Below are 14,240 nucleotides of genomic sequence, written 5' to 3' on the forward strand. Positions count from 1 at the left end.
CACTCCGGACTAGGTCGATTGCACGGCCGTGAGCAGCGACGAGAACATGCTGTTGATCACGGAGATCAGCTGCGAGGCGGCAGCGTATTTGTTCTGCAGCGAGCTCAGCCGCGCCGTCTCCTCGTCGAGGTTGACGCCCGATTGCGAGGACAGCGAACTGGCATAGCTCGACTGGGCCGTCGACTTCGCGGTGTAGGCAGTGGAGGCCTGCGACGCCTTGCTGGCGACGTTGGCAACGATCGCCGCGGCATAGTCGGCAAACGAGCCGGTGGTCGCGCTGAGACCGCCAGCCGACGCGAAGCTGGTCGAGCCGGTCAGCTTGCCAACGAGCGCGTCGATGACCGTCGCCGAGCCGGCCGTCAGCACCTGGCTGCCGGTCGTCAACGTCGCGGAGCCGTCGAGCGTGCCGGTGGGCAGACCGGCAGCGCCGCTCAGGATGCTGCTGTTGACGGCAAAATTGGCGGCGCTCGTGCCGGTGACGAGGTCATTCATGCCGAAATAGTCGGAGAAGCCGCTGCCGCCGACCGCGCTGGTCATGTCGTTGATCGCGATGCCGTTCGACGACGACGTGGCGCTGATCGCCAGGTGTCCGCTGGAATCGATCGAGGCGGAGACCCCGGAGATGCCGTTGAGCGCCGTGACCAGATCGCCCACCGTCGCATAGGACGACAGGTGGAGATCCTCGTACGAAACGAGATTGCCGCTCTGGTCAGCCACGGCGATGCGGACCGTTCCGGACGCCGACAAGGCCGTCGTGCTGCTGACGCTCGCCGACCCGGTCAGAGTGGTCGGAGGTGGAACGGCCGATGCGCCATTGGTGATCGCATTCAGCGACGATTTCAGCTGCGAGGCCAGCTGATCGAGCTGGGTCTGCGCGGCCGGCAGGGTCTCGTCCCGCAACGTGACCAGCGAACCGATCTTGCCCGATGTGATCTGCGACGTGACGTCGACGCCGTCGACCATGATGCCGCTGAAGCCGCCGGACGCGTAGCTCGACGCCGCCGAGACATTCGCCGAGGCCGTATAGCTCAGCGTGTGCGCCGAGCTGTCGACGAGGGCTCGCCCCGACGAGGTATAGACCTGAAGGTCGCCATTCGACGCCGCGTAGTAGCTAACGTTCATATAGGACGAAAGGTCCTGCAACGCGGCGTTGCGCTCGTCCTCGAGATCGGCGGTCGATTGGCCGGACGCCGCCATCCTGCGGATCTCGACATTGAGATCGGCGATCTGTTGCAGGTCGTCGTTGGCGCTCTGAACCGACGACGCTATGTCCTTGTCGGAGTTGGCCCGCAACGTCTGCACACCGCTCGACGTGCTGCGCAGCTGGCTGGCGAAGTCATCCAGCGCGCTGACGACGGCCGATTGCAGCGAAACACTGCTGGGCGAGCTCGCCAGCGACGACAACGCGGACTCCAGCGATGCCAGCGAGTTTGCCAGCGACGTTCCCGTCGTCGAGGTGCCGGATGTGGACGCGCTGCCGAACAGCTGCTGCAGTTGCGTCAGGTAGTTGTTCGTGGTGTCGGCCGCGCCGAGCTCCGAATTGGCTCCGATCAAGGATTTCAGCAGCAGCTTGTCGACATTGCTCGAAATGCCGGTAATTGAAACGCCCGTCCCGATTCCGCTGGTCACGTTCGTGACCTGGTTGGCCGTCTTCTGCGTATACCCCTTCGTGTCGGCGTTCGAGATGTTCGACGACGCCACGCTGATCTGCAGCTCCGTGGCCGAGATGCCGCTGAAGGCGACCAGCCGTGCTATGTCGAGCGACATTGCCCTACTCCCGCTGTTGGCTGGCCATCACGCCCTCACATTGGTTCCGCAGGACGTCGCACGCGCGGTACGACGTCCACCGGCGCCATAGGGCGAGGCATTCGCGATCTGCTCGCGGATCGCCTGCATCACCGCCTCGATGCGACGATTGCTGGCTTCGATCGCAGCCCGCAGCCGAACGAGGTTCTCGTCCATCGCGCCACGGAGGTTGAAGATGTGCTCCATGAGCTGTTCGCGCAGCACACGGTCGCGGACGTCGAGGCTCGCCGTTCGCCTGGCGCATTCGGCGACCCGCTGCTCAAACAGCCCGGCGAGCCGATTCTTATCGTCGAGCTGCTTGGAACGCGAGGCCGGGAGCCCCTTGGCAAGCTCCGCATTCTCCTCCGACACCACCGCGATGAGTTCGTCGATCAGCGCGATCAAGGTCCGCACTTCATCTTCGCTGGCCGGCCGCTGATCGGCCTGAACTGCGTGTTTCATCCTGTCACTCCCATCCTACTGTTCACGCTGCGGTCGGCGACTGATCTGCGCGACACGGGCGTAGGTATTCAGCGCCGTCACCCTCACGGTGGCGACCTTGAGCTCTTCGTCGAGCAGCGCGCATTCACGCAGCAGCTTTCGTCGGACCGTTTCAATATCGTCGATCAAGGCCAGCAGTTGCGCGCGGTCGTCCTTGCCGGCGGTCGCGGCGCGCAGTCTCAGCCGCCGCAGCCTCTTCAGCAGAGCCTCGCCCTCGCCGAGCCGCTCCCTCTTCAGGTCGGCCATGATCACCTCATCGACGAAATCAGTGTGTCGTACATCTTGTTGACGGCCGAGATCACCTGCGATGCCGCCGAATAGGCCTGCTGAGCCGAGATCATGTTGCTGAACTGGCCCGTGGTGTCGGTCGTGCTCGATTCCAGCTCACTGCCGTAGATGGTTCCTGCACCATTCTCGCCGGACGCCTGCAGGGTCGCATTGCCCGACGTCGCCGTCGACGTGTACATGCCGCTGCTATGCGCCACGAGTCCATTGGGATCGGCGAAGGTCGCCACCGCGAGCTTGTAGATCGGAACCGTCTGTCCGTTGGAATAGGTCGCCTCGACGAGGCCATTCTTGCCGACCGAAATGCTGCTCAGCGTGCCAAACGAGATGCCATCGGAATTGGCGCTGAAATTGGAGACGCTCGGCGTCGTGCTGCCGGACGACAACTGGGTCAGGCCGTCGGTGCCGCCGCCGGTGGTGCCGAAGCTGAGCGCGATCGAGCTCGCCGCGGCGCCGTTGTTCCAGGTGATACCGAGATTGGTCGAGGAGACCGTGCTGAGCGAACCATCTGAGTTGAAATCGATCGTATAGGCGCCGCTCGTCACGGTGCCGTCCGACGCCGTCGCCGGCGCGAAATCGGCCGTCCATTCGTTCGCCGTCGCCCCCTTGGTCCAGGTGACGTTGAGCGTGTGCGATTGCCCCAGCGAATCGTACACGGTCATCGAGCTGCTGAAGGTGTCTCCGCTCGCGGCATCGGCCGGCAGGTTGGCCGCAAGCGACGTCTTGGTCGTCGCCCCACCATTCGTCAGCGCCACCTTCGTATTGACCGGCTCGAGGCCGTTGCCGACCACGTTGCCGGTCGCATCGGTGCGCCAGCCTTCGAGATAGTAGCCGTCGTTCTCGAGATAGCCGGCATTGTCGGTGGTGAACGCGCCGTTGCGGGTGTAGAAAGTCTCGCCTCCGGCCGAAGTCGAGTTGGTCGCGACGAAGAAACCCGAGCCCTGGATTGCGACGTCGGTCGCGTTGGTAGTGGCGGCCAGCAGCCCCTGCTGCGTGATGTTGGCACGGCCGGAGACCGAGACGCCACCCGAGGAATAGGCTTTCGAACTGCTCGATGCCGTCACCAGCTGCTCGAACAGGCCGGAGGTGGTCTTGTATCCGGTCGTATCGGCGTTGGAGATGTTGTCGCTGATCATGGCGAGCGACGAACTCTGCGCATTGAGCGCCGAGATCGCCGATGACAGGGCTCCAGAAAGACTCATGATTGTACTCCGGGTAATGCCGTCAGGAGGTGACGCCGATGATGTTGCTGGCGCTGACAGGAACGCCGCCGACGGTGAGCGAGGGCGTGCTGGTCGAGGTGTCGATGCCGGTTACGGTCCCGGTGACCGTCGTGTAGTTGAGGACCGAGGTGCCCGCGGAGTCCGTCGCCGTCACGGAGATCGTGTACTGGCCGTCGTCGCTGAGCTGATTGCCGCTGGAATCGGTGCCGTCCCAGGTGATCGAATTGGTGCCCTTGTTGCCGGTCCCGGTGCCGGTCCAGACCGTGCTTCCGGAGGAATCCTTGATCGAGATCGAAACGTTCGACGCTGCCGACGACAGCGAATAGCCGAACGTCGCCGAGCCGTTCGAGAGAATGGCGGTGTCACTCTTCGCCTCGACGGTGTGACCGATGTAGTTCACCGAATTCAGCGTCACCAGGCTCGAGAACGAGCCGGCCAGCGAGGTCATGCTGCTGTTGAGCGACTGCTGCGAGGTGTAGTTGGCGTAAGACGTCATCTGGTTGATGAAGTCGGTCACGCTGGTCGCGTTGAGCGGATCCTGGTTCTGGAGTTCGCTCACCAGGAGCTGAAGAAAGTCGGTCGAGCTGAGCGTCGTACGCGATGTATCGCTGGATGATGAGGTCGATGAGGTGGTCGCAGTCGACGAACTCGCGGCAGAAACGGTCATGGCAGAACTCCGGCTCGCGCCGCGAACGGCGGCGGGACACAGCACGACCACGCGGTCGTGAAGGCGTTTGCTGATCAAACGGCCGGAGCGCCGATTCCAGGCGCATAATTAGTCGGTCGAATTAGTTGATCCGACGGCAGAATTTGCCGCCGCGCGGTTGCGCTGAGTGGGCAAAAATCGCCTGGTGCGAGGCCCCGATCTGCATCGGCGCGACGGCTCGCCGTCGGCGCACTCGGGCGCCTGGATTCGCGCGCAAGCGAGCTCGACAGATTGAGCGAGATGACAGATGCGATAGTGTTGCGGTTCCAGCGCCGAAGTCCAACCGGCCAAAGCGTAGCCGCCCAAGGTCGGCCCTGGCTAGGGCTCAGCCAGGCTGGTGGGCGTCGGCCGGGGCGGTTGCCGCTTCCTCTTGGGTCAGGCGATGGGCCGCAGCAAGGATGCGCGACGTCAAGCCCGCGGGTGCACGCGCTGGCGGCGACGACAGCGCCTCACGAACAAGACGTGCCTCGGACAGCAATCGATCGGCTTCGGGAGAGGATGCAAGCAGATCAGCAGCTGATTGACGCTGCTCCGCTGGCCAGCGCGAGATGTCCTCACCCAGCCTGCCGATCAGATCCTCGAATTCCCTGACGTCCATCGTCCGCCCAATCCAGCGCTTCCAGCTTGGTCATAAAGCATTCAGCCCGCGAACGAAATTGATATCGGCAATTGTGGCGATCGACCGCAACCGGACACGGAAAACTCCGTACTTTTCGGGAGCCGTATGCACGCGAGGCCGCACTGGATACCGAAACGGGAGACAATGCAGCCCGTTTCTGATCCGTTTCCCAAGATTTCCGCGGTGCGGCAGGGGCCTGATTCGCCAGAGCTACCGAGGGTTGGCCGAATCACCGGCCGCTCGCTTTCCCCGGGCTGCCGCCTCGACAGCCTCCCACGCCTCCCGCAGCTCCAGCAGACTTCCGGTGATCCGCTGGAAATTCTCGCGCATGTGAGGTCGACCGTAGGCCCGCAGCGCGGCCACGATCAGGGCGTTGTAGGTTCCGAACAGCTGGTCGGCGACCGGCCCGCCGCGCGTCGGATCGAGGTGAAGGCTCAATCCGCGCAGAATGGCGGTCGCCCGGGTCACATGGATGTGCCCCTCCTCGAAGCGGCGAGCCTCCTGCGCCTGCAGCGACTTCTGCAAGCTCATCATCGCTCCGTTGAGCAGCATGATGACGGCCCGCAGCGGCGGAACGGCCACCGCAGCGCCGCGATAGGCCTGACTTGCGAATTGCGCCATCGAATTCTGGGTCATCAGTTACTCGAACTCGCGTTGAGAAGGGCTTTCAGATAAGTGAGCGTGTTGTTGGCGCTCTCGATCGCAGCCTGATATTTGGCGTACTGCGCCGTAAGCTGCGTCTGGAACGTGGAGGCCGAGCTCTTGATGTCATCGACCTTGGCCTGCATCGTGTCGTCCTGCGAGGTCAGATTATCGATCAGCGTCTGCAGCGATCCCGTGCTGGATGATGCGGTCTTGGCGATCTGGTAGATCTGGGTCGCGAGCCCCTGTGTGGAGGTCACGGTGATCGATTGCGACGTCGAGCCGGCATAGGTGAAGGCCATCCCGGCATAGATCGTCCCGGAATTGCCCACGATCGTGTTGCCGCTCACCGTGAACAGGGAGCTGTCGCCACCGACGGACGCCGCCGAAAGATTTCCCGACGAATCCACCGTCAGATCAAGGGTGAACGACTGCGGCGACGACCCGGTATTGACCACGCTGAGCTGGCTCGACGAGGTCTTGGTCTGCGCCGACAACAACGTCGTCACGCCGCTCAGATTGGTGCTGAGGATCGTCGACAGCGTGCTGGTATCGAGTTCGAGCTCGTTCTTCTCGTTGAACGACAGGCCAAGGTCGGCCATCGTCAACCCGCCGACCGAGGTTCCGAGCACGGCCTGAAGCGAATTCATGATGTCGCGCATGGTGCCGTCGCCGAACAGGACGGAGCTCGAGGACGCCGTCCCGTCTGAATTGGTGGTCTGCTGCGCGATCACGGCATCGCGGAATGCATTGTAGTCGGTAACGAATGTCTGCAATGCCGACGAGATCTGGCTCGTGTCCGTCCCGATCGTGACGGTCAGCGTCGTTCCGGACGGGGTCGCCTGCAGCAGGTCGAAGGTGACGCCACTGAGAACGTCGGTGATGTCGTTGGTATCGCGCGTCAGGCTGATCCCATCGAGCGTGAATTCCGCTGCCTGCGCGGTCTGCAGCACCGTCGCGAAGGCTCCCGAGCTGTCGGTCACCCCGAGCTTGTTGAGGATGTCGTCCCCGGACGAGCTTGCATAGGTAATGTCCGCGGCATCCTGGGTCCCCGTCAACACCAGCTGATAGGACCCGCTCGATACCTGGACGATCGACGCCTCGACATTGGTCGTGGAGCTCTGGGCATTGATCGCGTCGACGACATCCTGCAGCGACATGCCGCTGGTGATGGTGATGTCGGCCGTGCTGCCCCCGGACAGGCCGAGCGAGAACGTACCGGAATAGCCGAGTGCCGCGGTCTGGCTCGACTGCGTCGCGCCCGTCACCTTGTGAGCCGTGGCGACCTGGCTGATCGTCAGCGTGTGGCTGCCGGTCGCGGCTCCGTTGCTCACCGACATCGACAGAGCCGATGAGGCGCTGACGTCGCCGGTCGCGCTGATGGTGGCGGCCCGCGTGGCGAAGGCGTTGGTCGCAAGCGAGTTCACCATCGACGTCGCCAGTGACGACAATCCAGATGACAGCGTCTTCAGCGCGGTCTGCAGCGTCTGATACGCCGTGATCTTGGCCTCATTGGCCGTGATCTTGGTCGAGATCTGGGTCGCCTGGGTGAGCTTGGCATTGACGGCGGACTCGATCAGCGCGGTCCAGTCGATCGTGCTCGTCGTGCTCGTGCCCGACGTCGTGAGCGAGCTGCTCGAGCTCGTCGACGATGATGAAGACGACGACGTCGTGCTGCTCGTGCTCGAGGTTGCGCTGCTCACCGTCATCCGTCGTCGTCCTCCAAGGAAGAAGCCGGACCGGCGAGGCGCCGGCCCGGCAGATCACGGCTCAGCCCAGCAGCTTCAGGAGGTACTGCGGGATCTGGTTGGCGGCGGCTTCCGCCGACACCGCGGCCTGGGTCTTCACCTGCGCCGACGACAGCTTCGCCTGCTCGGACGCGATGTCGACGTCCTTGATCGCGGAATTGGCCGATTGCAGGTTCTGCGTCTGCGTGGAGATCGAGTCGGCCGAGAAGTTGAAGCGCGACTCCTGCGCGCCGATGTCGGCGCGGGCCTTCGACACGGTGTCGATCGCGGTGTCGAGAGCGGTCAAGGCTGCGGTCGCGCCGGTCTGGGTGCTGACGTCGAGCGACGAGACGCCGAGCGTGCTCGCGGTGAGATCCGACAGCGTGATGTTGATGGTGTCGGACGCGGACGAGCCGACCAGGACCGAGACGCCCGACGAGAAGGTGCTGGTGCCGTCGAGCAGGCTCTGGCCGCTATAGCGCGTTCCGGTCGCGATCGACGAGATTTCACTGGTGAGCTGCGAGAATTCCGACTGGATGTAGGTGCGGCTGGTTCCGACCGTGGTGCCCGATGCGGACTCGGAGGCCAGCGACTTCATGCGCGCCAGGATGTCGCTGATGTTGGATGCGCCACCATCCGCGGTCTGCAGGATCGACGTCGCCTGCGCCGTGTTGGTTGCGGCCTGCTGCAGCGTGGTGATGTCCGACGAGATGCGCGTCGAAATGGCGAGACCGGCCGCGTCGTCCGAGGCTGACGTGATGCGCGAACCGCTCGACAGCTTGGAGAGCGAGCTCGTCTCCTGGTTGGAGTTGATGTTCAGGTAGCGGACGGCGGAGTTGGCGGCGATGTTGGTGGAAATTGCGGGCACGGTGAGGACTCCTGAGTGATCGGCAAAGCACGCCGCATCGTGGAAGGACTGACGGTGCGGATCGGCCCCGTCTGACCGATCAAACGGAAGCGCCTGCGGGAATCAGGCGGGAATTCTCCCGCGACGGGATTTTTATGGTTAGCAATCCGTGAAGGCGCCGCGAATGTCGCGCTCGTGACGCCGCAGCATGTCGCGCAGATGCTGGCGCCCCCGTTTCAACAGCGACTCCACGGCGGCCACTGTCGTGTCCATCACCTCGGCGATCTCGCCGTTGCTCATGTTCTCGTGATACGACAGGATCACAGCGATCCGTTGCTGTTCCGGAAGCCGCTGCATCGCTCCTTCCAGGAGGTCGCTGAGCTCCGCACGCTCGATGACGCTCACTGCATCCGGCTTGCCGTCCGCAACCTCGGGCACCACATCGACATTCTCGGTCCGCGGCTTGCGCCGGATGTCGATGCAGCGGTTGCTGACGACGCGATAGAGCCAGGTCGAGAATTTGGCGCGGCCGTGCTGCCACCGCCCGCGGTGCGTCCAGACCTTCAACATCGTATCCTGCACGACGTCCTCTGCATCGGCGGCATTGCCGACGATGCGCAACGCAATCGCATAGGCGCGGTCGATGTGGCGCTCGACGAGGAGACGAAATGCGAGTTCCTCCCCGGTGGCCAGCCGGTCGAGCAGATCCTTGTCCTCATCAAAGATCGCGGCCTCGCCTGGCGGCGCGGAGTCGGGAACGGTGCTGGCCGACTCGCTCGACAGCAGCGTCGCAACGTCCGGCGCCTCCGGCTCCTTCGAAGATACGCCATCGGCCGGGGCCCAGACGTCCAGCGCGTAGCTCATTTCCGAATCTCCAACCCGCAATGCCGACTACGCAATTCGCAGACGGCTTCCGATCGTTGAACGCTGCGATCGAGAGAAGCAGGCGAAGATTTTTTGTGACTTTTCAGGTAGTTAGATGGAATGTTTTGCCTAGGGACAGGCAAATTCTGCCGCACGCGGATCGAGCGCTCGACGGTCGTTGAGAAGGAAAGGCCGATGTTCGGCATGGCGGGGATTTCATTCCGGAAGACGAATTCAGCAGAAAACGCGAGCCGCAACGCTTACTAACAGCATCCGTGGATGCGTACCGCGCACGCCAAATCCGCGCTCGCGCAAGGTCCGGAATTCTTGCGAAACGATCATCTCGCCCGGCAATTTTTTCCGAATCACCTCGACGAAATTATCTCATTTTTCGACTCTGTCAGTTGCCGCAGACGCGATTTTTGAATCGCGTGACGATTTTTGCGACATGACGCGCCTGATCTGTCGCGTTCTTACGTTGTAGTTGCTGGTGACGCGACAAATGAAGCGAACGACGTGATGCGTCGCGCGCCATCGACACGCGCCTGGATGTCCATCGATGTCCATAGCGTCACCGAATGTTGCTGAATGTTTCGATCGATACAAACTCTCCGGAGCGGAGTTGCGTTCAACGTATCAGCGTGAAGCGCGGGATCCGCGCAGCGATCGCTTTTGCGCGCCCAATCGCTCACGTCAGTGCTGGTCAACTTGATCAGACCGGACGCGAATGCTCGTACTTCCGCTTCTGCAATCACGATGTCGATTCAACCGTTCGGGTTTCGAGCGGCGCGCCCGGCAACATTGCGAAACGAAGTTCGCGTTTTCCGTGTCGAGAGCCTCGTCCTACGCGCATCATCGCAATTCATCAGTGCAAGCACATGCGCGATCGACGCGCCTGATTGGCTGACGTGGTCCGTTTGATTGTGCAGGAGGACCCGGCATGACGCGACAAGACCCGAAGACCATTGACGACGACCCGCTGCAAGCCCTGCGCGCTCTTGGCGTCAAGCTCGGTCAGCAGCAAGGTCGTCGTCTCCAATGGCTGTCGCGGACGTTCGGGCCGCCGATTCACTGCGGCGACCGTCCATCGCTTGGCCGTGGCCGTACGGTCGTCCTGCTCGACCCGCCGACGGGCGCGGGTGCCGAACTGCTGCATGGCTCGCTGACAACGTATGACGCCGTGGTCATCCCCTTCGGCGAAAATCCTGCGTTCGATTTCCTGAAATCCAAGTTGACCGCGTTCGGTACCGTCGGCACCTCAGCCGACGGTCCGCATGAATTGTGGTGGGGCGGCCGCGACTGGCCTGCTCCGGAGGCGGCACCCGCAACCGCGATGCGTGTCGTGTCCTGCCATCCAACGACGGTCGGCGACCTGCACGTCTATCATCTCAGACGCTCGCTGCAGCGGTTCGGGCTCCCATTCGACATCGAGGCGATCGATCGACGCCCCGGCGAGCGTCTGAGCGCTGCCGACAAGGCCGACTTCATCGCGCGGATGTGGCAGCGTCACCGCGAGCCGCTGTTGTACGTCGAGGCCGACGTGATGTTTCAAGCCTCCCCGGACCTTCCTCATCTGACGGGCTGCGACTTCGCCGTCCACAAGTGGAACGGCTGGGAGATGTCGCCGCGCACCCTCTATTTCGGTCGCTCCGAGGCGGCCGAGACAATGCTGACGACCTGGCGTCAGATCGCCTCGTCATACCCCGATGTCTGGGGCGGCTATCTGATCGACCAGGCCTGGAGTGCGGTAACGTCTCAGATCGCGCTCGACACGGTCTGGCTTCCCCGCAGCTTTCATGCCGTTGCAGGGGAAGCCGGTGTCCGCAACGCGACGATCGTGCACAATCTGAAGCCGACCAAGGCTGATCTTGGTCCCGACCCGGACTTTGCCGAGGTGGCGCGGTCGCCGCGGCGGGCTGGGCGCGTCGGCGCGCTGGAGTCGCTGCTCGTGGTGCGCTCGAGAGCGAAATCCGACCGGGGCATCACGGTCATCCTGCGCGACGTCGAACGCAGTAGCGCACGCGCAACGGCGGACAGCATCGAGAGGCTGACGAGCGCCTTCGTCGCCGATTGCGGCGGCTTTGGCCGCCTCGAGCTTTCGCTGTGCTCGTGGCCGCCGGAGGTTCGCATCGCGAGAGAGGCCGCCTTGCTGGCCGACAACATGGTGCTCGAGATCATCCCCGGTCAGGAACTGCCGGCCGATCTGTTCGCCGCCACCGCCGCCTCGGAAGCGACGCGCCGGCCCGCCAGCTTCAACGCCCATCGCCACTGACGCCAGCCAGGACAAATCATGTTCGACACCATCATCCTTCTCACCGGCAGCCGCGACCAGCAGCTCGCATTGTCGGAGCTCCTGCGGGCGCACAACCCTGCCCTCGCATTCCGTTTCGCGGTCAGCCTGCAGGACATCGAAGCCATCGAGCGCGACGTGCTCGGCAGATCCCGCCTGCTTGCCTTCACGACCGGCGTCATCGTGCCCGCCGCCATCCTTCAGGCGCTCGGCCACGGCGCCTACAATTTTCATCCGGGCCCGCCGGATTATCCCGGCTGGGCACCGGCCCATTTCGCGATGTACGACGGTGCGACGCGCTTCGGCGCGACGGCCCATGCGATGGAGACCCGGGTCGACTGCGGCGCGATCGTCGGTGTCGAGACGTTCGACATCCCGCAAGGCGTGGATGTCCGCGGCTTGGAGCAGATGACGTTCGTGCGGCTCGCCTATCTGTTCTGGCGGATGTCGCGCGACCTCGCCTGCCATGCCGGCCCGCTGCCGGCACTCGGCACCGGTTGGAGCGGCGCGAAGAGCACCCGGCAGATGTACGCCGCCATGTGCGACATGCCCGTCGACATCGATCCGGCCGAAATGGCGCGCCGCATCCGCGCCTTTCACGACGATTTCCGCGGCATTCCACTGACCCTCAACCTGCACGGCACACGGTTTCAGCTCATGCGCGCCGCGGACGCTGTCGGCGAGCCGATGACGGTTGACGCACCGGCGTTGGCGCTCGCATCGTGACTAGCGCTTGAGCGGCTTGACCACGGTCTGGTCGAGCCGCGTTTCCCAGCCGTGACGTTCCAACTCGGGATCGTCATGCTCCTCCTGCGGCCAGCCGACGCAGAGATACGCAATCAGGCTCCAGTCGGACGGCAACTCGAGTTCACGACAGACAGCCGCCGGGTCCAGGATCGACACCCAGCCGACGCCGAGACCTTCCGCGCGCGCTGCCAGCCAGAACGTCTGGATCGCCGCCACCACCGAGTAGCGGAGCGTTTCCGGCATCGTGGCGCGGCCGAGACGATGACCGGTGGCAGCGCCCTCGTCGGCACAGACAGCGAGATGGACCGGCGCCTGCGTCAAGCCTTCCAGCTTGAGGCTTGCATAGAGCGCGCGGCGCTCACCATCATAGCCGGCGAGCGCGGCCTGGTTCGCGTGCTGGAAGTTCTCGATGACCGTCGCGCGGCGCTCAGGGCTCTCGACGAGCACGAACCGCCAGGGCTGGCAGAAGCCGACGGATGGCGCATGGGACGCGAGCGCGAGCAACTGTTCGATCAGCTCTGGGGAGACCGGATCGGCGCGGAAACGGCGGACGTCGCGACGCCAGCGCACCAGCTCGGCAAAGCGCTGCCGGAATGTCGCGTCGAACTGCGGAGGGCTTCGGCCTGGCTCGCTCATGCGCCCTCCCCGCTCAGGACGTGCAGGAACGATCCGGTCACCGACCCGCGCCGGGCGCCGTGCTCGGCGACAACGCCGCCCGACGCATCGCGGCACGCGATCAGCGGATCGTCTGCCTCGCTCAGGATGGTTGCATAGTGGAATTCGTGACCGTGAACGACGGCCCCTCTTCCGCCGAGACTGCAGTCGGCCAAGAGCGTCGCTTGACGATAGCCGAGATGCAGGCGGCGGCGCGCGAACGACGTTTCCAGCGACAGCAGCCCGGCCATCGCATGCCGGACACCGTGAGCATCCTCGAGTCCTGTCCCCAGCGTCATGTAGCCGCCGCACTCACCGTGGATCGGCACGCCGCGTAACGCCATCGCGCGCAACGCATCGAGGAACGACCGCGCCGAGGCCAACCGTCCCGCGTGCAATTCGGGATAGCCGCCTGGCAGCCAGACCGCGTCGGCTGCGGGATCGGGAGCCTCGTCGTTCAACGGCGAGAACGGAATGGTCTCCGCGGCCTGAGCGCGCCAGTGCCGGAGGAGGTGCGGATAGCTGAACGAGAAGGCGGCATCTGCTGCGAACGCGATGCGCTGTCCGGGCGGTTTGAGGCCGAGGCTGGATGTCTGCGCCGCCAGATCGGGCGCGCGGATCGGGTTCGCGAGAGCGAGCAGCGCGTCGAGATCGACCGATCCGGACACGCTGGCCGCGAGACGCTCGAGATGGGCCTCGATGGCCGTGATCTCCTGGGCCTGGACCAGGCCGAGATGACGTTCCGGCAAGGTCAATTGCGCGTCCCGCGCCAGAGCGCCGAGGACCTTGATTCCGATAGCCGCGAACGCCGGCTCGATGAGCGCTCGGTGGCGCTCGCTCGCGACCCGATTGAGGATCACCCCGGCCACGCGAACATCGTCGCGAAAACGCGCGCAGCCGAGCGCGACGGCGGCGGCCGTCTCGGTCTGCCCACTGACATCGAGAACGAGCACGACTGGCCAGCCGGTCAGGGCTGCGAGATCCGCGGCCGAGCCGCTGCCCGCGCGCCCGGGATGTGACGCACCATCGAACAGGCCCATGACGCCCTCGATGATGGCGATATCGGCGTCGGCGGCAACGCTGCAGGCAAGCCCGAGCAGTTGCCGCGCCGACATCGCCCAGCCGTCGAGATTGTAGCTCGTCCGTCCTGCAGCGGCCGTGTGATAGGCGAGATCGATATAGTCCGGACCGCATTTGAAGGGTTGCACGCGCGCGCCGCGCCGGCTGAGCGCACGCAACAGCCCGAGCGTGACCGTCGTCTTGCCGGCGCCGGAACGCGGCGCGGCGACGATGATTCCGTTGGGCGCCACCATGGTCATGGCCGCAACGCCGTCGAGGCATGGCAAAATG

The 14,240-nt window shown here is 64.3% G+C and carries 14 protein-coding genes; 2 read left to right on the forward strand and 12 right to left on the reverse strand.

The window, feature by feature from the left end:
* Positions 1–9 precede the first annotated feature (9 nt).
* The 10 genes from flgK to QX041_RS25730 form a co-directional block, all read right to left on the reverse strand.
* A complete protein-coding gene (gene flgK / locus QX041_RS25685) occupies positions 10–1,767 on the reverse strand; it encodes a flagellar hook-associated protein FlgK (protein ID WP_316166958.1) in 1,758 nt (585 codons plus the stop codon).
* A 27-nt stretch (positions 1,768–1,794) separates the two neighbouring features.
* Positions 1,795–2,247 carry a flagellar protein FlgN gene (locus tag QX041_RS25690; protein ID WP_315739743.1) on the reverse strand — a complete coding sequence of 151 codons (453 nt, stop codon included), beginning with the start codon at positions 2,245–2,247 and terminating at the stop codon, positions 1,795–1,797.
* Between the two features lie 15 nt (positions 2,248–2,262).
* Entirely contained in the window at positions 2,263–2,532 is a 270-nt protein-coding gene (locus QX041_RS25695; RefSeq protein ID WP_315718456.1) for a hypothetical protein, read from the reverse strand.
* Between the two features lie 2 nt (positions 2,533–2,534).
* Entirely contained in the window at positions 2,535–3,773 is a 1,239-nt protein-coding gene (flgE, locus tag QX041_RS25700; protein ID WP_316166959.1) for a flagellar hook protein FlgE, read from the reverse strand.
* Positions 3,774–3,795: 22 nt separating this feature from the next.
* Positions 3,796–4,461 carry a flagellar hook assembly protein FlgD gene (locus tag QX041_RS25705; protein ID WP_316166961.1) on the reverse strand — a complete coding sequence of 222 codons (666 nt, stop codon included), beginning with the start codon at positions 4,459–4,461 and terminating at the stop codon, positions 3,796–3,798.
* A gap of 364 nt (positions 4,462–4,825) precedes the next feature.
* Positions 4,826–5,098 (reverse strand): hypothetical protein, encoded by a 273-nt coding sequence (locus QX041_RS25710; RefSeq protein WP_315754497.1) that lies wholly within the window; start codon positions 5,096–5,098, stop codon positions 4,826–4,828.
* A gap of 231 nt (positions 5,099–5,329) precedes the next feature.
* Entirely contained in the window at positions 5,330–5,755 is a 426-nt protein-coding gene (locus tag QX041_RS25715; RefSeq protein ID WP_316166963.1) for a flagellar export chaperone FliS, read from the reverse strand.
* On the reverse strand, positions 5,755–7,470 hold the full coding sequence (gene fliD / locus QX041_RS25720) for a flagellar filament capping protein FliD (protein WP_316166965.1): 1,716 nt from the start codon (positions 7,468–7,470) through the stop codon (positions 5,755–5,757). The genes QX041_RS25715 and fliD overlap by 1 nt, the downstream gene beginning before the upstream one ends.
* A 61-nt stretch (positions 7,471–7,531) precedes the next feature.
* Complete coding sequence (locus QX041_RS25725) at positions 7,532–8,356, reverse strand: flagellin (RefSeq protein ID WP_315718450.1); 825 nt, start codon at positions 8,354–8,356, stop codon at positions 7,532–7,534.
* A gap of 138 nt (positions 8,357–8,494) precedes the next feature.
* Entirely contained in the window at positions 8,495–9,199 is a 705-nt protein-coding gene (locus tag QX041_RS25730) for an RNA polymerase sigma factor (protein ID WP_315754502.1), read from the reverse strand.
* A gap of 940 nt (positions 9,200–10,139) precedes the next feature.
* Here QX041_RS25730 and QX041_RS25735 point away from each other — a divergent pair.
* Together QX041_RS25735 and QX041_RS25740 are read left to right on the forward strand one after the other, a co-directional pair.
* The gene (locus QX041_RS25735) at positions 10,140–11,471 is read left to right on the forward strand and encodes a hypothetical protein (protein ID WP_316166967.1); all 1,332 of its coding nucleotides are present in this window, start codon (positions 10,140–10,142) and stop codon (positions 11,469–11,471) included.
* Between the two features lie 18 nt (positions 11,472–11,489).
* Positions 11,490–12,215 carry a formyltransferase family protein gene (locus QX041_RS25740; protein WP_316166968.1) on the forward strand — a complete coding sequence of 242 codons (726 nt, stop codon included), beginning with the start codon at positions 11,490–11,492 and terminating at the stop codon, positions 12,213–12,215.
* On the opposite strand, the gene bluB is transcribed toward QX041_RS25740, so the two are convergent.
* On the reverse strand, positions 12,216–12,872 hold the full coding sequence (bluB, locus tag QX041_RS25745) for a 5,6-dimethylbenzimidazole synthase (protein ID WP_316166969.1): 657 nt from the start codon (positions 12,870–12,872) through the stop codon (positions 12,216–12,218).
* On the reverse strand, positions 12,869–14,209 hold the full coding sequence (locus QX041_RS25750) for a cobyrinate a,c-diamide synthase (RefSeq protein ID WP_316166970.1): 1,341 nt from the start codon (positions 14,207–14,209) through the stop codon (positions 12,869–12,871). The genes bluB and QX041_RS25750 overlap by 4 nt, the downstream gene beginning before the upstream one ends.
* Between the last annotated feature and the right edge of the window lie 31 nt (positions 14,210–14,240).

The sequence above is a fragment of the Bradyrhizobium sp. SZCCHNRI2009 genome, from assembly GCF_032485115.1.
Lineage (GTDB): Bacteria > Pseudomonadota > Alphaproteobacteria > Rhizobiales > Xanthobacteraceae > Bradyrhizobium.